15 protein-coding genes are annotated in these 19,996 nt (G+C 50.7%); 13 read left to right on the forward strand and 2 right to left on the reverse strand.

The genetic code is table 11. From position 1 onward, the window contains the following. The first annotated feature begins 12 nt into the window (after window positions 1-12). The gene (locus GEI7105_RS36220; protein ID WP_017662249.1) at window positions 13-1,512 is read left to right on the forward strand and encodes an SMI1/KNR4 family protein; all 1,500 of its coding nucleotides are present in this window, start codon (window positions 13-15) and stop codon (window positions 1,510-1,512) included. Window positions 1,513-1,540: 28 nt separating this feature from the next. Here the strand turns inward: GEI7105_RS36220 and GEI7105_RS0120305 are convergent, their stop codons facing one another. Further along, window positions 1,541-2,557 (reverse strand): glycosyltransferase, encoded by a 1,017-nt coding sequence (locus GEI7105_RS0120305; RefSeq protein ID WP_144053960.1) that lies wholly within the window; start codon window positions 2,555-2,557, stop codon window positions 1,541-1,543. A gap of 24 nt (window positions 2,558-2,581) precedes the next feature. On the opposite strand from GEI7105_RS0120305, the gene GEI7105_RS0120310 reads away from it, so the two are divergent. The 3 genes from GEI7105_RS0120310 (at window position 2,582) to GEI7105_RS37640 (ending at window position 7,026) form a co-directional block, all read left to right on the forward strand. Next, the gene (locus tag GEI7105_RS0120310; protein WP_017662251.1) at window positions 2,582-3,637 is read left to right on the forward strand and encodes an acyl-CoA dehydrogenase family protein; all 1,056 of its coding nucleotides are present in this window, start codon (window positions 2,582-2,584) and stop codon (window positions 3,635-3,637) included. 39 nt (window positions 3,638-3,676) lie between these two features. Next, on the forward strand, window positions 3,677-5,542 hold the full coding sequence (locus tag GEI7105_RS0120315) for an ArnT family glycosyltransferase (protein WP_017662252.1): 1,866 nt from the start codon (window positions 3,677-3,679) through the stop codon (window positions 5,540-5,542). A 779-nt stretch (window positions 5,543-6,321) separates the two neighbouring features. After that, window positions 6,322-7,026, forward strand: coding sequence for a DUF6745 domain-containing protein (locus GEI7105_RS37640; protein ID WP_144053961.1), 705 nt, complete (start codon window positions 6,322-6,324; stop codon window positions 7,024-7,026). A gap of 176 nt (window positions 7,027-7,202) precedes the next feature. Here GEI7105_RS37640 and GEI7105_RS0120325 read toward each other — a convergent pair whose 3' ends face one another. Next, complete coding sequence (locus GEI7105_RS0120325) at window positions 7,203-8,072, reverse strand: phosphodiester glycosidase family protein (protein ID WP_017662254.1); 870 nt, start codon at window positions 8,070-8,072, stop codon at window positions 7,203-7,205. A gap of 78 nt (window positions 8,073-8,150) precedes the next feature. Between GEI7105_RS0120325 and GEI7105_RS0120330 the strand changes: the two genes are divergently transcribed. The 9 genes from GEI7105_RS0120330 to GEI7105_RS0120370 all read left to right on the forward strand — a co-directional run bounded on the left by GEI7105_RS0120330 (window position 8,151) and on the right by GEI7105_RS0120370 (window position 19,553). Beyond that, window positions 8,151-8,984 (forward strand): M15 family metallopeptidase, encoded by an 834-nt coding sequence (locus tag GEI7105_RS0120330; RefSeq protein ID WP_026097818.1) that lies wholly within the window; start codon window positions 8,151-8,153, stop codon window positions 8,982-8,984. Window positions 8,985-9,044: 60 nt separating this feature from the next. Further along, a complete protein-coding gene (locus GEI7105_RS0120335) occupies window positions 9,045-9,725 on the forward strand; it encodes an urease accessory protein UreF (RefSeq protein WP_017662257.1) in 681 nt (226 codons plus the stop codon). Between the two features lie 133 nt (window positions 9,726-9,858). Then, complete coding sequence (ureG, locus tag GEI7105_RS0120340; protein ID WP_017662258.1) at window positions 9,859-10,458, forward strand: urease accessory protein UreG; 600 nt, start codon at window positions 9,859-9,861, stop codon at window positions 10,456-10,458. Window positions 10,459-10,651: 193 nt separating this feature from the next. Beyond that, window positions 10,652-11,452, forward strand: a complete 801-nt coding sequence (locus GEI7105_RS31590; protein WP_342662848.1) for an urease accessory protein UreD — start codon at window positions 10,652-10,654, stop codon at window positions 11,450-11,452. Window positions 11,453-11,489: 37 nt separating this feature from the next. Continuing rightward, a complete protein-coding gene (ureA, locus tag GEI7105_RS0120350) occupies window positions 11,490-11,792 on the forward strand; it encodes an urease subunit gamma (RefSeq protein ID WP_017662260.1) in 303 nt (100 codons plus the stop codon). Between the two features lie 58 nt (window positions 11,793-11,850). Then, the gene (locus tag GEI7105_RS0120355) at window positions 11,851-12,249 is read left to right on the forward strand and encodes an urease subunit beta (protein WP_017662261.1); all 399 of its coding nucleotides are present in this window, start codon (window positions 11,851-11,853) and stop codon (window positions 12,247-12,249) included. A gap of 265 nt (window positions 12,250-12,514) precedes the next feature. Continuing rightward, window positions 12,515-14,224, forward strand: coding sequence for an urease subunit alpha (gene ureC / locus GEI7105_RS0120360; RefSeq protein ID WP_017662262.1), 1,710 nt, complete (start codon window positions 12,515-12,517; stop codon window positions 14,222-14,224). A gap of 749 nt (window positions 14,225-14,973) precedes the next feature. Next, the gene (ribBA, locus tag GEI7105_RS0120365; RefSeq protein WP_017662263.1) at window positions 14,974-16,662 is read left to right on the forward strand and encodes a bifunctional 3,4-dihydroxy-2-butanone-4-phosphate synthase/GTP cyclohydrolase II; all 1,689 of its coding nucleotides are present in this window, start codon (window positions 14,974-14,976) and stop codon (window positions 16,660-16,662) included. Between the two features lie 242 nt (window positions 16,663-16,904). After that, window positions 16,905-19,553 (forward strand): DEAD/DEAH box helicase, encoded by a 2,649-nt coding sequence (locus GEI7105_RS0120370; RefSeq protein ID WP_017662264.1) that lies wholly within the window; start codon window positions 16,905-16,907, stop codon window positions 19,551-19,553. Window positions 19,554-19,996: the final 443 nt, after the last annotated feature.

Raw genomic sequence — 19,996 nt, forward strand, 5'->3', positions numbered from 1 at the left:
TTGAGTACCTTTATGAAGTCTTCTTCAAAAGAATACCGCAAATATTTGTCTGAGTTAACTCAAGAGTTAGAGTCATCACCTCCCGATCGAGCGAGTGCGATCGCTTACGATGTCGGATTAATTTTTATCGCATCAGGATACGGAAAAGCAGCGTATGAAGTGTTTTCGTGTCTTCTAGAAGGACAACCGCGTTTGAGTCCGTCGAGTTTGCTCATGCCCTCCTTGAAAGATATTATATTTCCCAATCTATGTTACGTCTTAGATGTTGATTGTCTACCTCTGGGATTAGATCGGCAATGTTTAGATGAGTTCGTTCGAGATCGAGAAGGAAAATGCCGTCAAATAATTCTCCTCGACCGATACAGAGTAGATATTCAAGTGCCGCAAAATATTTTGCCTTTAATCCCCAGGGATTTACTCCAACGAAAAATTGAAGCGATCGCACCTGAGTATTTACAAGAGGTATTATCTCCTAGAGAACGAAAATTTCAACAATTTGAAATTCTCGAACTTCTCAAAAATATTTACCGAACCATTCAGGTTTTATGCAAGATACATCACTTTGACGAAGCGATCGACTTAATCGAAAAATATAAAACAATTTGTGAAATCCATAACATAGCACCCACTGATTACATATCTAAAGACATTCAAATTATAGCGATCGACACTTATTTCCAGCTTGAAGAAAATGCTAAAGCCATCGACTGGCTATCTTTGTGGTGGGAGAGCGATGGAGAAACCTCTAGTCTTGGATTTTTTACACTCATCAGTTATCGGACGGTTATGAGAGCCTTTCTCGATGGTGCGCTTCGAGATAAACTTGGAATTTCAGACAAAAAAGTTTCAGATTTCTTAGAAGTTTTCAGAAATTACTCTGATACACCGGAGAATTCAATGTCTCAATTCGTTCCCTCAGTATCTAATTGGACAGAACTAATAGAAACTTGGCAAGATATGCTACTTTCCAAACTTCAATTGGAAGAGTACGCTGTTTTTTTCGGTTTGTCTCCTGAAGAACTCGTCCATAAAAATCGCAGTCGCCGAGGTGCAACGGAAGAAGAAATTCGAGGATTAGAACGTCGTCTCGGAAAATCCTTACCTCCCAGTTACCGAAATTTTCTATTATCTTGTAATGGACGAACTATACTCGCCGATATCCCTATCGAGTTTTTGAATACGGAAGAAATCGATTGGTTTTATAACCTAAACGCCGAATGGGTTGACATTTGGACAGATTCTGCCGATGACGAAATGAGTGATGAAGATTACTTTCAGTATGGGGAACATCAAGATTGCTGCCAGTTTCGCAGTCAATATCTAAAAACTGCCTTACAAATTAGTACAGATTGTGATGGTTATGTTTATCTCCTCAATCCTGAAGTTATTGACGAACGAGGAGAATGGGAAGCTTGGGATTTTGGCAATAAATATCCAGGTGCTTATCGCTATCGATCGTTTTGGGACATGATGCAAGCGATTTACAAAACGGCACAAGCTGCGATCGAATAAATTTTAGATAGGACAGGCAAAAACTATCTCAAAACCAAACTTTTTGATTTAAAAGTGACTTCCACGCCGAAACCACACTGTCAGCTTCTCGCTGAAGTGAATAGGTTTTCGCAATTTCCAAACTGCGATCGCACAATTTTTGTAAATCTCGAGAATCTTCCGAAAAACTCGCCCCCCAAGCTTCGATGCGATCGACAATCCCCTTCAAATCTCCCGGTGGAAGTTGCACCTCTGGCGGTAAATACTCCGTCATCGGTTCGACGCCATACGCCACCACGAGACAGCCACTCGCCATCGCCTCTAACGGTAAAATTCCAAAGCCTTCCTGTAAACTCAAAGATACGAAAATCGCCGACTCTCGTAAAATCTTTGCCACATCTATCTCGGATTTTTCCTCAATCCAAACCCAATCCCAATTTTGAAGCGAATTCAACCCTTGTAGACTGCGCGATCGCAGCATTTGATACGCTGACAAAATCTCGGGATCGTTCTTATGGGGATTCGCTGCAATTTGTTTGCGTTTTTGCGAGAGTTTAGAAAATTGAAAAGTATCGCGATCGATTCCACAGTAAACGCGAAATATCGGAAGGTTCGGATAACTCAACCTCAAGATTTCTCGATTGTGCGACGAGACGGCGATCGCACCGATGACACTCTCATCCAAATAGGGAATTCGAGCCGTTTTAGAACGAGATAAAACCCGAAACCCGTGGAAAATATTTTGATTGAAAATAACCTTCTTCCCCGGAAACGATAAAATCTTGTTCCCTAAATCCTCCGGTAACACCAAAATATCGCGATCGCCTTGGTAAATCCGTTGAAACTGCGATCGATTCACCACGAGAGTTTCGTTTTTGAACCAGGTTATCCGAAACTTGTCTGTAAAATGGACGACATAGGCTTCAAAACCTGCCCGATTGAGAATATCGACGTGATGGTATATCTTTTTATTTCCCCCCGTCGGGCGATCGTGACTAAAACAAAAATAAAAAATTTTCGGTGGCTGCATTAAAGCGAACAAGCTACCATAAACGGCAATCTTCAACGTACTGCGATAAATCTTTATAACATGACCGCCATTCAAACCCCCCTCGATCTCGCCGAAACCTATTTACGAGAGAACGTCGCAGCCAACGCCAACGAGATCGATCGCAATCCCGACGCCTTGCGTCACGCCTTACAAGGCTTAGGCGATCGCTCTTTACTCTCGTTACGTGCAGACAATCCCGAAGCGTTCCGCCGTTTCCAAGAAACCATCACTCGCTATTCCGGGGCGTTGGCATTTTTACAAACCCAACATCAAAGTGCCGCCGCCATGCTCGCCAAAAGTCGCAACGAGACGCTAAAACAAACCTATCTTCCCAACTTAGCCAGCGGAAAACGCTTGCTAGGCGTCGGCTTTTCCCAACTGCGTCGTCGCAGAAACCCTCCCCTAACAGCAGTTTCCGTCGAAGGGGGCTATCGTCTCAACGGATTCGTTCCCTGGGTGACAGGATGGAATTTCTTTGAAGCCTTCGTCGTGGGGGCGATGCTTCCCGATGGAAGTTCCCTATTTGGGATGATGCCCTTAACCAACAGCCAACAACCCGACGGTGGGGCGATCGCATTTAGCGAACCGATGGCGATGGCTGCCTTAACTTCCACGAATACCGTCACCGCCAACGTGGAAAACTGGTTTCTCAGCCAAGACGAGGTTTTGTTCGTCAAACCCCCCAACTGGATGGAGTCCAACAGCAAAACCAACGTACTCCATCATAGCTTCTTCGCCCTCGGATGCGCCCGAGGTGGTTTAGATGTCCTCGCTGACGTCGCCGCCAAGAAATCCTTACCCTTTATCCGCCAAGCTTGGGAAAACCTCGATCGCGAACTCAGCGACTGTCGCCACGCCATCTTCGACGCCGAACTCGAATCCATTAAATCTTACGACGATCGCCTCAAACTGCGAGCCTGGGCGATCGATTTAGCCGTTCGATGTGCCACCGCCGCCGTTTCCGCCTCCAGCGGGGCATCCAATGCCAGCCACCACCCCGCCCAACGCGTCTATCGCGAAGCCCTTGTTTTCAGTGTTTCCGGGCAAACCCACGATGTCATGGCAGCAACACTCGATCGCCTAGTTCGCCATTGATCGTCGATAATCGATCCGTCAGCATACATTGGGGAAAACGTGTTCCGAAAGCAACTGGCAGCCTGGGGAGACGGCGTTATATTAATTGCAGCCTTGGCAATTCTCGCGATCGGCTTGGGGAGTTACGGACTGTACGAACCCCACGAAGGACATTTTGCCGGAGTTGCCCGAGAAATGGTGTTACGGGGGGATTGGATTACTCCGACACTCAACGGCTCACCCTATTTAAACAAACCGCCGCTTTTGTATTGGGCGATCGCAGCCAGTTACAGCCTCTTCGGAATCCACGAATTTGCCGCCAGATTACCGTTAGCGATCGCCGGTTGGTTGGGGGTTGTCGTCGCCTGGAAGTGGGGGCGAGACTTGGGAACTCCTGCCACGGGGCGGATTGCCGCTTTAATGTTAGCCACCGCCTGCGGTTGGTTTATCTTCGTTCATCAACTGTTAATTGACGTTTTTCTCGGTTCGCTGCTGTTGGCGTCTTACTATTGTCTCTGGCGACTGACGGGAGAGACGGACTCTCGAAAATACCGCATTGCCTTTTGGCTGTTGCTAGGGGCGATCGTTTTAACAAAAGGCCCCTCGATGCTGGTGTTTCCTGCCTTAGCTGTTTTGGGTGTCGTCGCCACGCGATCGCCAACTCGCGTATTTTCGGCGTTAGGCTTGCCTTGGGGCGTCCTCATTTTAATCTTAGTCGTCTTGCCTTGGAGTTTGGCAGTCGAACGGGCAAATCCGGGATTTCTACAATACTTTGCGTTCAACGAAAACCTGCAACGCCTCGCCGACACTCGCTATCCCCCCGATTACGATGTCTCGAAAGTGGGAGGATTGGAATATATCGGCATGACTTGGGTGTGGGGGATTCCCTGGGCGTTGACGATTCCCCAAGCGATCGCGATGTTGTGGCAAGAAACGCAACAGGAAAACACCCGAGTTCGGCGATCGCACAGTACCGCACTAACCATTTTAGCGATGGGTGCCGCCGCGCCCATTGTCTTGTTTTTACCAATTTCGTCGCGATTGGTGTATTACGGCTTACCGAGCGTTCCGCCGTTGATGTTACTCTGTGCTTTGTGGTGGACGCAGAGTCGTCGTCGGGGCGATTTATGGGGTCAAAAATTTGCTGGAATTTCCTACGCGGCGTTGGGAGGGTTGCTGTGCGTCGCCGCTGTCGGAATTCCGAAATGGCTGTCTCCGCATTTTCCCGAAATCGTCTCCGAAGCCGTGGTTATCGCCCTGGCGATGGGAAGCGGTTGTCTTCTCGGCGGTGGGTTGCTGTTAAACCGTCGTCCCTATCGTAGCTTTGTGGCGATCGCCTTGGGAATGGTAATTACCTACGGGGCGGTAACGCAGGGATTCGTGAAATTCGCCGACGAACGTTCTTCAAAAACCCTCATCGAAACGGCGACGACTCAACTCGATTCGACCACCGTTTGGACGTTTGAAGGGTCTCGAGAATTGGGGGCGGCGGGGGCGATGAGTTATTACCGCGATCGCGACGGAATCTCGATTTCCGAACTGTTTCCCGAGGGATTTCAAGAGAGTTTGAATTCCCAAGAACTTCCTCTCGGTTGGGTTCGTGGAAAACCGGGTGTAGCCTATCCCATCGTCTTCGTTCTCACCGATGGCGGCGACAATCGCATCCCGCCAGCGTTTCCGGGGAAACCGCCAGACTATCAGATCGATCGCGCAGCGTTACAGGAACTTTGGAATCGCGATCGCCCCGTGGTGTTCGTCACCGATTTTCTGAGAAATCCCGACGACATCACCGATCCGTTAAATCGCAATTTACCCCAAAATGCTGGAGAACCGTTAATGTCTCTCGGACAACGCTATCTTTACGGAAATGCAGCGGCGAGACGGATGTGGAATTTGCCCGACACGATGGACTCGGCGCGTCTGTAAATTTACGGAAAAACGACCTGCTAGATATTACGAAACATGACGAATATTACTCTATTTTTTGAAGTCGGTTAAAATAGCTCTAAAAAATAGTTTCAAAACGCATCATGGAAGTGTTAACCTCCGAACAAGCGGCTCGCATTCCCGAATTTCAAGAGAAGTGGAAGAACATTTACTTATCCACCGAACCGCTCGATCGCGATCGAGCGGAAGCTTCGATTAAAGAATTATATCGGTTAATGAAACAGCCCGATCCGGAAATTGTATTTTGTCAGAGTCCTCGAGAAATTTTAAATTATTTAGAAATTACTTTAAGCACTGAAGGACGATCTGAATCGACCTCACAATCGATCGATTCAGATCGAAGACCCAATTTTTTAATTTTATTGTTTAAGGCATTAATTGGAGCTTTATATAAAAAAATCCGAACCAAACCAAAACCTATTGAAAAAGTATTGTTGCAACTGTCTAAAGCAACAGCCAAGTCGTTCGATCGAGCGGTCAAAAAAAGTTTTAAAGAACATCCAGTCACTCTAGAAGAAGCCACAAAGCAAGTTTTCCTAGGAGATAACTCTCTCTTGGTGAAAACTTTTGAGAGCAAAGCTCAGAAAATTGGACATCCAGAAGACTTCCCAATAGACAATTTTAAAAATCACCAGCTCGACTATAGCCATCTCCCTAAAAACAGGCTAAATATATATAAATTATTTTGGCTGTGGTCTATTAAGAAAGCGATGAGAGATAAGATTGTATATCAAGTAATTGGTTTTCAATTCCCTAACATGAGAGATGCAATCTTACAATCGAGTCCCTCACTTCAAGTCATGTTGTCAAAAGCCGATCGTGAGAAGACTGTATTTATAGGATGGCAACTCTGTCAGCAAGCGATCTGGCTTGACTTTGCAACTTCCGTATTAAACTATCCCAGCGACGTTAAAAAACAAGCCGCATTACAAAATTTTCTCGAACAATGTGGCTGGACAATTACGATCGATCGCACTTGTCTCATTTGCGATCGCCCCACCACCGTTCGCCTCGATGAAGAACAGTTACTTCACGGCGACGGCGAACCCGCTTTAGAATTTTCCGACGGATTTAAAGCCTACGCCTTTCATGGAATCGGCTTACCCGAAAAATATGGAAGCGTCCCCATTTCACAATGGGAGAGTCAATGGGTTCTCGAAGAAAACAACCGTCAGCTTAAAAAAATTATAACCGGACAAATTGGAGCCGTTCGTCTCGTTCGAGAACTGCCAACCGTTGCAATTGAATCTCGAGGAGAGTATAGTTTAGTGCAACTGGAAAATGCCCGATCGACAGACAGCAAAATTCTAAAGCGATCGCACGCCGAAACTGGCGAAATCTCCGCCGAATTTGTTGAATGGATGACGAAATCGATCGATGCAGCACTTCACCAACTGCACCAACGCGGATTGGCTGACGAATTCCCCTTTCCCGAAGCGAACTTATCTTCTGAAGAAGAATAAAATTAAATACGCTCGAAACTTGGGAAAATCGCAACTCGTTGCTTAATCCGACTGGCTTTCTCAATGAGATGTCGGGGATCCGGCTCAAATCTAGGCTCATATTGTGTCTGTTTTGTCAATCCCTAATTTTGAAAAATTTTCTGCACTACCGAGGTCTAAAAACAATAACTCGTCGCTTAATCCGATTGACGTTCCGGTAAAATCACCCCGATCGCATGAGGAATCTCACGCCGAGACTTATCGCTCGATCGCACGAATTCCACCCCGCGAACCATTAACTGCGTCGAACCGCCACCATCGAGCATCATCACCGCCGACGCCCCAAACGCCTGTAACACCCGCGACGCCCGCAGTTGAGTCGAACGCGGCGAAGTCAACACCCACAGCGTTTCGTTCGTTCCATTTCCATCACGATCGCCCACCCCGACAAACGTGCGCCCGACGTTGCGTTTAATCCCCTTATCCGCCCACTCGTTCAATCCCACAATCAAATCGGGAACCGGCGAAAACAGCGGATTTTCAGGAAACCCAACCTCTGGAAACGGGAGAATCTGGGCTTCGTCCCCAGAAATCGCCAATAGAACCTTTTCCCCCGCATATTCTCCCTCACCCGCATAGCCACCACTGTAAATCGTCCCGTTGGCTTTGACTGGAAACGCCAACTGTAGCGGAGAGGAGCCAAAAAACTGACCGTTGAAGACCGAAAACGCGCGATCGCCCCAATCTTCGACTAAATTGTGCCAGTGTTGTCGTAGCGGTTGCGCCCGTACCCGAACGCTAACCCCCGTATCGTACTGAGGGAAATTGCCGTAATCGTCAGCTTGGCTAGCTTCCCCAGGCGCGATCGCGCGATCGTCGAACAGTTGTAGCGAGACGCCCGCACTGAGGTCGATTTCCTGAACCACATCCACCCCATTTCCGTACAACCTGACCCCTTCGGGCTGTTGCAACCCCTTAAACTTCAACGGCGGATCGCTCGAAAGTCCCACAGAAGCCAAGAACAGCGTCGTCGATACCGAGAGCCGCCCCAGAAATACACCTGTCATTTCACCCTCATTTGCATTACTCTAGAGTCCAGTTCCCTGACGCGGAACCGAGTCCTTGCTGAATGTAGGAGAGGGGTTTTGAAGAAATCAAGTCGGTCTGGCAAATCCCTACAGACGACCTCCAGGGCAGCGATCGACGATATTCCAGAAGCCTTACGAGACGCCCCGAACCCTGCCACAGCCCCTCCATTAGCAAAAAAAGGAGGCATGGGTTGGGCGATGGGAAGTCTCATGGCACTATCTGGCGTTGGCGTTCTCACCCTCGGAACAGTACTCTGGTTTGTCTGGCAATCCGAGCGAGCGTTTTTTGCCCGCTCCAACGCCCAATCCGAAGAAACCGCCGAATCCCAATTCTCAGATACCACCGAACCCACTCCAGAAGACGATAACCTCCTCGGACATCTCCCCTACGAGGAAGCGCCCACAGACGACCTCGAACCCATTCTCGCCGACGGGAGCCTCAAACTCCGCCGCGCGGCGGCAGAAGCCTATTTAAACATGGAAGCCGACGCCAGAACCGACGGCGTGCGTCTCGTACCGATTTCCGCTTTTCGTTCCGTCGAAGACCAACAATACCTCTTTTTCGAGGTGAAAGCCCAACGGGGACAGATCGCCAGCGAACGAGCTGAAGTGAGCGCCCCCCCCGGCTATAGCGAACACCACACCGGCTATGCGATCGACATCGGCGACGGTGACGTTCCGGCAACCCACGTCTCGCCAGAATTCGAGAATACCAAAGCCTTCGAGTGGCTGCAAAACAACGCCGCACATTACAGTTTCGAGTTATCGTTTCCCAAAGATAACCCTCAAAACATCGCTTACGAACCCTGGCACTGGCGTTTTGTGGGCGATCGCCACAGCCTCGAAACCTTCTACAAAGCCCACCAACAGCAAGATGAGGGGATGAGGTGAGAAGATGATGAGTCGATGGTGCGTGACGCACTCTTGTCTGTTCGCTGCTCGCTGTAACAAGTGTTTTCTCTCTTAAACTTACTGCAACTGGTCAGTCCGACGCTTCCCCTGGGAGCGTACAGCTACTCAGAAGGCTTAGAAACCCTCGTCGAAACGCAAACTCTCACTTGCGCTGACGACGTGCGACAATGGCTCGAAACCGAACTGCGTCACGGCACGATTCGCATTGAAACCGCCGTCATGGTTCGCGCCTATCGCAGTGTTCGAGAAGAAAGTCTCGCGGATTTAGCCTATTGGAACCGTTGGCTGAGTGCAACGCGAGAAACCGCCGAATTACAACAGCAAAGCTGGCAAATGGGAAATTCCCTCATGCGACTGTTGTGCGACTTAGACGACCCAAACGCACTAGATTTCCATCCTTATTCCGTTGCAGTCGATCGCCCCTGCAACCTCGCGATCGCCTACGGTATCGCCGCCGCCGCCTGGGAAATTTCCCTTCACGACGCCGCTTTAGGATACTTATATAGTTGGGCGACGAACCTCATCGGTGCGGCGGTGAAACTGGTTCCTCTCGGACAAACGGCGGGACAGCAGTTAACTCGCCAACTGCAACCGACGCTAACGGAGGAGAGCGATCGCATCCTCGCCCTCGACGACGACGATCTCACCAGTTGTAGCTGGGGACTCACCCTCGCCAGTATGCAACACGAAACCCTTTACAGTCGCCTGTTTCGCAGTTAAACCCCACAAAATCCATCGAAATTCTGCAAAATTCAATACAATCTCGGATTTCATGAGATTCTAACCTGTGAAAACGACCTCTTAACTCTTCCTTATTCCCCGTTCCCTATTCCCCCGTTCCCCGTTCCCTCTTATGTCACCTTTTCGCGTTGGAATCGCCGGACCCGTGGGTTCGGGAAAAACCGCTCTCGTCGAAGCGTTATGCAAGCGGATGCGGGATTCCCTGCAACTGGCGGTTGTCACCAACGATATTTACACCCAGGAAGACGCGCAATTTCTGGTTAAGGCGGCGGCGTTGACGAGCGATCGCATTCTCGGCGTAGAAACTGGCGGTTGTCCTCACACGGCGATTCGTGAAGATGCGTCGATTAATTTAGCGGCGATCGAACAACTCGAACAGCACTTTAAAACCCTCGATCTCGTATTTCTCGAAAGCGGAGGTGACAATCTCGCCGCGACGTTCAGTCCGGAATTGGTGGATTTAACGATTTACGTCATCGATGTTTCCGCTGGAGACAAAATCCCCCGCAAAGGCGGCCCGGGAATTACGAAATCCGATTTATTGGTCATTAATAAAATCGATCTCGCCCCATTTGTCGGTGCAGATTTGTCGGTGATGGAACGAGATGCGAAAAAAATGCGCGGCGATCGCCCGTTTGTCTTTACCAATCTCAAAACTCAACAGGGACTCGACGACATCGAAGAATTCGTGCGATCGCACATCTTACAGTGAACAGTGTTTCAGTCATCAGTGAAGACAGGGAACAGGGAACAGGGAACGGGGAACAGTTAATAGTTTTCCCCCTCTCCCCTTCTCCCCCTCTCCCCTTCTCCCCCTCTCCCCTTCTCCCCTTCTCCCCCTCTCCCCTTCTCCCCCTCTCCCCTTCTCCCCCTCTCCTATGAACTCTTGGTATGGAAAAATCAAATTGACTTACGCTAAACGCGATCGCACCACTCGCGTTAAAGACGCCTACAGTCAAGCCCCGTATAAGGTGCAGCGATCGTTTCACCCGGAGGGAGACACCATCTGTCACAGCGTAATTCTCCACACTGCTGGGGGACTCGTCGGGGGCGATATTCTCAGTCAAGACGTGCGCCTTCATCCCCACGCGGAAGCCAACTTAACCACTGTCGCCGCCAGCAAAGTCTATCGCAGTAACGGACTCCCGGCGACGCAAACGGCGAACTTCCAATTAGAAGACAACGCCTATCTAGAATATTTTCCGCGAGAAACGATTCTGTTCGATGGGGCGGTGTTTCGTCAGGAGACTCGCGTAGAATTGGGGGAAAATGCGGTTTGGCTGGGATGGGAAATCCTGCGGTTTGGGAGAACCGCCAGAGGGGAACGGTTCGAGTCGGGAAGTTGGCGATCTCAGACGGAAATTTGGCGCAACGGAACGCCGCTTTGGATCGATCGATCTTGTCTCGAAGGGGGTTCGACGTTACTAGACTCTCCCAACGGCTTAAACGGGTCTCCCGTCGTGGCGACGTTCGCCATTATCGGAAAACCCGTTTCTGAAGAGATTTTGAAAAAAGGGCGATCGCTCTGGCAAACGCGAGACACTCAGGGAGATGTAGGGTTAACTCGTCTCGAGAGTGGGTTGGTGTGTCGCTATTGCGGGCGATCGACTCAAGCGGTTCTCGACGGTTTCCTCGAACTTTGGCAACTGTTTCGAGGGATCGATCGCCAAACTTCCGCTGTCAAATCTCGATTTTGGCAAATTTAAAATGGGCTACTTTATTATAGCAAATTAGAGGTTTTTTATGCAACTATCTCCCCAAGAAAAAGACAAACTTTTAATTTTTACGGCGGCACTTTTAGCCGAACGCCGCAAGGAAAAAGGTTTAAAACTTAACTATCCCGAAGCGGTAGCTTATATTACGGCTGGCATTTTAGAAGGCGCTCGAGAAGGGCGTTCGGTAGCGGAGTTGATGAGTTATGGAAAAACGCTATTATCGCGAGATGACGTGATGGATGGAATTTCAGAAATGGTGAAAGAAGTCCAAGTCGAAGCCACGTTTCCCGATGGAACGAAACTCGTCACCGTTCACGATCCGATCGAATAATCGTCGATTGGGATGTTGGCAATTTCAAACTTAGGTACATGGAGAATTTTTGAGATTTATGATACCTGGAGAACTTTTCCCCGCCGAAGGTGCGATCGAACTCAACGCCGATCGTCCAAAAAGTACAGTTTCCGTCGCAAATTCGGGCGATCGCCCGATTCAAGTGGGGTCGCACTTTCACTTTTTTGAAGTGAACGAAGCCTTACAATTCGATCGCGAGGCGGCGAAAGGAATGCGATTGAACATTCCCGCCGGAACTGCGGTTCGCTTCGAACCGGGAGATGAGAAAACCGTGGAACTGGTGGCGGTGGTGGGAAGTCGTCAGATTTATGGGTTTAACGGTTTGGTGAACGGTTCCTTAGATGGAGAACCGGAGGTGGAAGAGGAGGAGAAAAAAGAGAAATCGAAAAAGAAAGACAAGACAAAAAAAGGCAAAGACAAAAAGAAGAAAAAATAGAAATTCGATCGATAAATTGGAGGTCGATCCGTAGGGTGCGTGACTTAAAATATAGGGTGTCGATCGTGAGACCTATAAATTGTCACGCACCGCCCCCAGCGGGAGATGATGAGATGAGGAGATGAGGATATATGGAGGAACTCCAAATTCTCCAGATCCCCGGCATCTCCAAGATGCCGGGGATCTCACACAGCCATTGACCAATAGGGGATTTTGCCGTCTCAACCCCAAATCGAACATCACAGCATTTTTGACCTTTAAAAATATGAGCTATCAAATGGATCGACGGGCGTATGCCGAAACCTTCGGACCGACTGTAGGCGATCGCGTTCGGTTGGCAGATACCGAATTACTCATCGAAGTCGAACGTGATTTCACGACTTACGGCGACGAAGTGAAATTCGGTGGTGGAAAGGTGATTCGCGACGGAATGGGACAATCGCCAATTTCGCGAGAAGACGGGGCGGTGGACGTAGTAATTACCAACGCTTTAATTCTCGATTGGTGGGGTATCGTCAAAGCCGATATCGGCATTAAAGACGGCAAAATTTGCAAAATTGGCAAAGCCGGAAATCCCTACATTCAAGATAACGTCGATATTATTATCGGCCCTGCCACCGAAGCGATCGCCGCCGAAGGATCGATCGTCACCGCAGGGGGAATCGACAGCCACATTCACTTTATTTGTCCCCAACAAATCGAAACGGCGATCGCATCGGGAATTACCACCATGATAGGAGGCGGAACGGGGCCTGCAACGGGAACCAACGCCACCACCTGCACCCCTGGGGCGTGGAACCTTCATCGGATGTTACAAGCAGCGGAAGCCTTTCCCATGAACTTGGGCTTTTTGGGGAAAGGAAACAGTTCGCAACCCCAAGGTTTAGTCGAACAGGTTCTCGCCGGGGCGATCGGCTTGAAACTTCATGAAGACTGGGGAACGACACCCGCCGCGATCGATACTTGTTTGAGTGTCGCCGACGACTACGACGTACAGGTGGCGATTCACACCGACACCCTCAACGAAGCCGGTTTCGTCGAACATACCATCGCAGCGTTTAAAAACCGCGCCATCCATACCTACCACACAGAAGGGGCGGGAGGCGGACACGCCCCAGACATTATTAAAGTGTGCAGTTATCCGAACGTTCTCCCCTCTTCCACGAACCCGACTCGCCCCTACACGACGAATACCTTAGAAGAACACCTCGATATGTTGATGGTGTGTCACCATCTCGATCGCAGTATTCCCGAAGATGTCGCCTTTGCGGAATCTCGCATCCGTCGCGAAACCATCGCCGCCGAGGATATTCTGCACGATCTCGGGGCGTTCAGCATCATCGCCTCGGATTCCCAAGCGATGGGGCGCGTGGGAGAAACGATCCTCCGCACTTGGCAAACTGCCCATAAAATGAAGGTGCAGCGTGGGGCGTTGTCGGGAGACAGCGATCGCAACGACAACTTACGGGCGAAACGCTACGTCGCCAAGTACACCATCAATCCGGCGATCGTTCACGGGGTTTCTCACGTTGTCGGTTCTGTCGAAGAAGGGAAACTGGCGGATTTGTGTTTGTGGAAACCGGCGTTTTTCGGCGTCAAACCCGAGTTAGTGTTGAAGGGAGGCGCGATCGCCTGGGCGCAAATGGGAGACGCCAACGCCAGCATTCCCACCCCACAACCGATTCATATGCGTCCGATGTTCGCCAGTTACGGCGGTGCGATCGCGGCGACATCCCTCACCTTTGTCTCTCAGGGGGCGATCGATGCGGGAGTTCCCCAACAGTTAGGATTGCAGAAAACGGCGGTGGCGGTGTCGAACACGCGCAACATCACAAAAGCGGATTTGAAACTCAACAACGCCTTACCGAAAGTTGAAGTCGATCCCGAAACCTACGAAGTTCGGGCAGATGGAGAATTGCTCACCTGTGAACCTGCTGAGATTTTACCGATGGCGCAGCGGTATTTCTTGTTTTAAAAATGTCTTAAAAACGTCTTAAAAACGTCTTAAAAACGTCTTAAAAACGCCAGTTTTGTTTAAAGAAAAGTGAGATGCTCCCAAGACTTCGGGTGCATCTCACTTTTGTCAAAATATAAGTCTGGAGTAGGTTAGACTTCGGCAACGCTGCCGTCTAGGGGTGAAGCGATAGTGAAACCCAACAACAGCTCAATTCACTATAGAGACTCCGATCTGATAAATTGACATTTTTGAGATGCACCCGAAGTCTTCACCACAGAGACACAGAGGACACAGAGAGGGGTTTGTCAGGTTGGAAAAAAACAGTGTTTGAAATTCGGATTCCGTATCAAGGGGGGCTAAGAGAGGATGTGGTGAAGACTTCTTGAAACCTATAGCAGTTCCAAATGGGTCGTCAAAAATTAAAACACCAGAAAAAATCTGATTCCCCGTTCCCCATTCCCGATTCCCTTTTTGTCTCAGCTTTGTTACACAACTGATTTAGGGTTGCTGTAATTATGTCTCTGCTTTCCCGTCCTGCCAACGTTCTCCCGAAGAGTTTTTCTTTAAGCCTGACTCTCAAACCCCCTTCAAAACTGACTTACAGCCTTAACCTGTCACCATTGGCTGACAGTTGAGAGTTGACTGTTTCTCCCCCTCTCCCTTGCTCCGCTGCTCCCTGCGCCCCGAAGAAGTCCGCTAAACAAGATACAATTATAGGAGACTTAAAAAAAGTTTACAGTTTTCAAAGTAGGACAGTCGATACATCCGTGGAATCGTCTCAACCCAACGCATCCAGCTCGTTTCAGTTCGACTCGATCGAAGCCGCCCTGGCCGACTTACGGGCGGGAAAATGCATCGTCGTCGTGGACGATGAAAATCGCGAAAACGAAGGAGACGTCATCTGTGCGGCGCAGTTCGTCACCGCAGAGACTATCAACTTCATGGCAGTCGAAGCCCGAGGGTTAATCTGCCTGGCCATGACGGGAGAGCGTCTCGACGAACTCGATCTTCCGTTGATGGTGACGCGCAACACCGCTGCCGACCAAACCGCCTTTACCGTCAGCATCGACGCTTCCCCCCACCTCGGCGTCACGACGGGCATTTCTGCCGAAGATCGGGCGCGAACGATTTTAGCGACGACCGACCCGAATACCAAACCCGAAGATTTGCGCCGTCCCGGTCATATTTTTCCCCTACGGGCGAAAAAAGGTGGCGTTCTCAAGCGGGCGGGACATACTGAAGCTGGCGTCGATCTATCGCGTTTGGCGGGGCTATATCCGGCCGGGGTCATTTGCGAAATCCAAAACCCCGACGGGACGATGGCGAGGTTGCCCGAACTCATCGAGTACGCGGACAAACACGATCTCAAACTGATTAGCATTGCTGATTTAATTAGCTATCGCCTGCAAAACGAACGGTTCGTGACCCGAGAAACCGTTGCGGCGTTACCCTCTCAGTTCGGGAACTTTCAGATTTACGCCTATCGTAACGCGATGGACGATACCGAACACGTGGCGATCGTCAAAGGCGATCCGGGGACGTTCGGCGATCGCCCGGTATTGGTGCGCGTTCACTCCGAATGCTTGACCGGGGATGCCCTAGGATCGCTGCGGTGCGATTGTCGGATGCAGTTACAAGCGGCGCTGAAGACCATCGAACAACACGGTGAAGGGGTGGTGTTATACCTGCGTCAAGAGGGTCGCGGGATCGGCTTGCTGAACAAGCTCAAAGCCTATTCGCTGCAAGATATGGGCTTAGACACCGTCGAAGCCAACGAACGACTGGGATTTCCCCCCGACTTACGCAACTACGGTGTGGGGGCGCAAATGCTCAACGATTTGGGCGTGCGTAAAATTCGCTTACTGACAAACAATCCGCGTAAAATTGCTGGGTTGCGGGGTTACGGTATCGAAGTCGTCGATCGCGTTCCCTTACTGATCGAAGCCACCGATTACAACTCCGTCTATTTGGCCACGAAGGCGAAAAAACTCGGTCATATGCTGTTGCAGACGTATCTGGCGACTGTGGCGATGCACTTGAACGAGGAAGATCCTTTAACCGCCGATGGGCGATCGCAGTTGTTAGAAAACCTGCGAGAACTCGCCCGAGACCAACACTTACTCGTGCAAGAAGAAACCCGCCCCGTGACCGTGGCCTTGTTCGGACAACCGACAATTACGTTTCACATCGGCTTCGACCAACCCAACCTTGCCAAAGCTGATTGGTACGAAGATTGTAGCCATCCCTATGTCAAAGCCACAGCCGAGATTTTAGATCGCTTGGCCACTTGGGAGCGCGTTAAATATATCGAATTCTTGATTTCCTCCGGTCGAGATCCGATGACGAACCTGAAAGGAAAGTTAGCCCGCCGGGTTCTCGCCCCTGGAGAGTTACCCTCGACGATTTGCTCTCGTTTGGCAACGCAAAACATCTATCGTGTCGAAGGAACCTCTTGAGAGGTGATGGGGTGATGAAGGGATGGATGATGAGATAAAGGGACTTCACGTCAACCAGCCATTATTCTGACAAACCGTAGGAACGTTGCCAAAAACGTCCCTACGGTTTTGTTTGGCGATCGCGCCACTCGAGAAGAAAAAATGGTGTTGTTCCTTGGGACGGCGATATGTCAATTAAGATGAGATGAAGACCGTATCGCAACTGTCCTGCACCCCCAGTTCGTCCAACTTCAACTTTAACTATGTCCGAACTCGACCTCAGCGCACTGTTTCCCTTCGCCCTCGACGATTTCCAACACCAAGCCATCGATGCCTTAAATGCGGGGAAATCGGCGATCGTCTGTGCGCCGACTGGGTCGGGAAAAACCCTCATCGGTGAATACGCCATCTATCGCGCCCTCGCTAGCGAGCGTCGGGTTTTCTACACCACGCCCCTCAAAGCCCTGTCAAACCAGAAACTGCGCGACTTTCAAGAACTGTTCGGGGTCGAAAACGTCGGTCTTCTCACGGGAGACGTATCCTTCAACCGCGACGCTCCAGTACTGGTGATGACGACGGAAATTTTCCGAAATATGCTGTACGGGACGCCTATCGGCGAAGTGGGAACGTCAGTCCAGGGCGTCGAAACGGTGGTTCTCGACGAATGCCACTATATGAACGATCGCCAGCGGGGGACAGTTTGGGAAGAATCGATTATTTACTGTCCCCCGGACATCCAACTGGTAGGGTTGTCCGCCACCGTCGCCAATAGCGACCAACTGACCGATTGGATTTCCACGGTTCACGGGCCGACGGAACTGATTTATTCGGAATCGCGGCCGGTTCCGCTACAGTTTCTCTTTTGTAACCGCAAAGGGGTCTTTCCCCTCCTCGATAAAGCGGGAAAACGTCTCAACCCGCGACTGAAACCCCGACGCAACAACCCCAACCAGCGACGCAGCAACCGTAAAAACGGCTTGGCCATCAGTTACGTGGTCTCGCAACTGCGAAAACGGGATATGTTGCCAGCAATTTACTTTATTTTCAGCCGTCGGGGGTGCGATCGCGCGGTGGCGGATATGGGCAGCCTCAACCTCGTCAACGACGAAGAAGCCCGACAACTCAAGTTAACCGTCGATGAATTTCTCGGACACAATCCCGAAGCCGCCCGAGACGGACAAGTCGAACCTCTCTATCGGGGCATCGCCGCCCACCACGCCGGTATTCTTCCGGCCTGGAAAGGGTTAGTCGAAGGACTGTTTCAACGGGGATTGATTAAAGTGGTGTTCGCCACGGAAACCTTGGCGGCGGGAATTAATATGCCCGCCCGAACGACGGTGATTTCGAGTTTGTCCAAACGCACCGATCGCGGCCACCGTCTGCTGACAGCTTCGGAATTTTTGCAAATGGCGGGACGGGCCGGACGGCGAGGGATGGACGAACAGGGTTATGTCGTCACCCTGGATACGCCGTTTGAGGGGTCGGTGGAAGCGGCGCATTTGGCAACATCTGGGGCAGACCCGCTCGTGAGTCAGTTTACGCCCACTTACGGCATGGTGTTGAACCTGCTGCAAACCCACACCATCGACGAAGCGAAGGAATTGGTCGAGCGGAGTTTCGGACAATATTTAGCGTCGTTGACGTTGCGGCCGCAACAACAGGCGATCGCGGATTTGGAAGCGGAACTGGCTGCGGCTCAAACGAAGTTACAAAACATCGATCCGCAATTGTTGCGAGAGTACGAAAAGTTACAAGAACGGTTGCGGGAGGAACGGCGCATCCTCAAAACCCTCCGACAGCAAGCCAGCGACGTACAAGATAAGTCGCTGGTGTTGGCGTTGCAGTTTGCAGTCGCCGGTAGCATCCTGCAATTGAAGGGAAAAAACGTGCCGGTTTCCGATCCGCTTCCGGCGGTGTTGGTGACGAAAGCCCCGAGTCCGGGGAAAGCGCCCTATTTGATTTGTTTGGGGCAAAACGATCGCTGGTACGTGGTGACGACGAAAGATGTGGTGAGTTTGCACGGAGAGTTTCCCCGTATCGATGCGGTCGATCGCCTCAATCCCCCGCCGGATATGCCGCTGAAACCCGGTCAGACGCGCCAGGGCGACGCGGAAACTCGGGCGATCGTCGATCGCGTTCCGGTTCTACCGCCGCTAGAAATCACCCCGGAGGTCGTGGAATGGGAAGAACGCGTGGCCGAAATCGAAGCGGAGGTACAACAGCATCCGTTAAAGGCGTTTGGGAATCCGGGAACGCTGCTCAAACGTGCTAAACGCGTCGAAAAGCTACAACGGAAACTGAGCGATCGCACGGACAAAGTTCGCTACAATCTCGCCCGTCACTGGGAAGAGTTTTTGGATTTAATCGATATTCTGTTGGAATTCGGCTGTTTGGAGGAAGATTCCCTCAAACCGACGAAATTGGGCGAATCGACCGCTGCCATTCGCGGAGATAACGAGCTATGGTTGGGGTTAGCCCTCTCGAGTGGCGAGTTTGAAGGCTTGAGTCCCGAACAGTTCGCCACAGCTTGCGCGGCGTTGGTGACGGAGATTTCCCGCCCCGATACTTGGACGAATTACGACGTTTCGGCCGACGTAAATGAGGTGCTGGCAGAGTTGCGCGGGGTGCGCCGCCAACTGTTCCAAGTACAGCGTCGCTATCAAGTGGCGCATCCGGTGTGGTTGGAACGGGACGCGATCGCCCTCGTCGAGCAGTGGGCTAACGGGGTGGAGTGGACGGAACTCTGTAACAACACGAGTTTAGATGAAGGAGATATCGTCCGGATTTTGCGCCGAACTCTCGACTTCTTATCTCAGATCCCTCACGTTCCCCACATCAGCGATGTCCTGCGAATGACAGCTCGAGATGCCAGCCAGCGGCTCGATCGCTTCCCAGTCAACGAAGAGGTTTGATAATTGATAATTGACAATCGATAAGGTTTTGGGAGTCACGAGGAAAGTTTCATACGGAATCCGAATCTCAACGCTTCGACTCCGCTCAGCGTTGAGTCCGAGCGGAGTCGAGGACTCAAATACTGGTTTTGCCTAATCTGACAAGTCCCTCTCTATCCCCCCAACCATCCCCCCAACACCCCTTTCAAAGGGGGGCGAAGGGGGGATAGGGGGCGAAGGGGGGATAGGGGGCTAAGGGGGGATGTGGTGAAGACTTCTTGAAACCTAGTGCAGCGTCAACTCTAAGAATTAGGGTTAACGGGAGTATTGAGGTAATCTGTAGGGAGCGAGCCGGAGTCCCATGCAGAAAAAATACATTGTGCGCCTGACAGCAGAAGAGCGTCATCAGCTACAGGCAGTGATTAAGAAACTCAATGGTAGTAGCCAAAAAGTACGTCGAGCGC

It is taken from the genome of Baaleninema simplex PCC 7105, from assembly GCF_000332355.1.
In the GTDB taxonomy this organism is placed as follows: Bacteria; Cyanobacteriota; Cyanobacteriia; order Cyanobacteriales; family Geitlerinemataceae; genus Baaleninema; species Baaleninema simplex.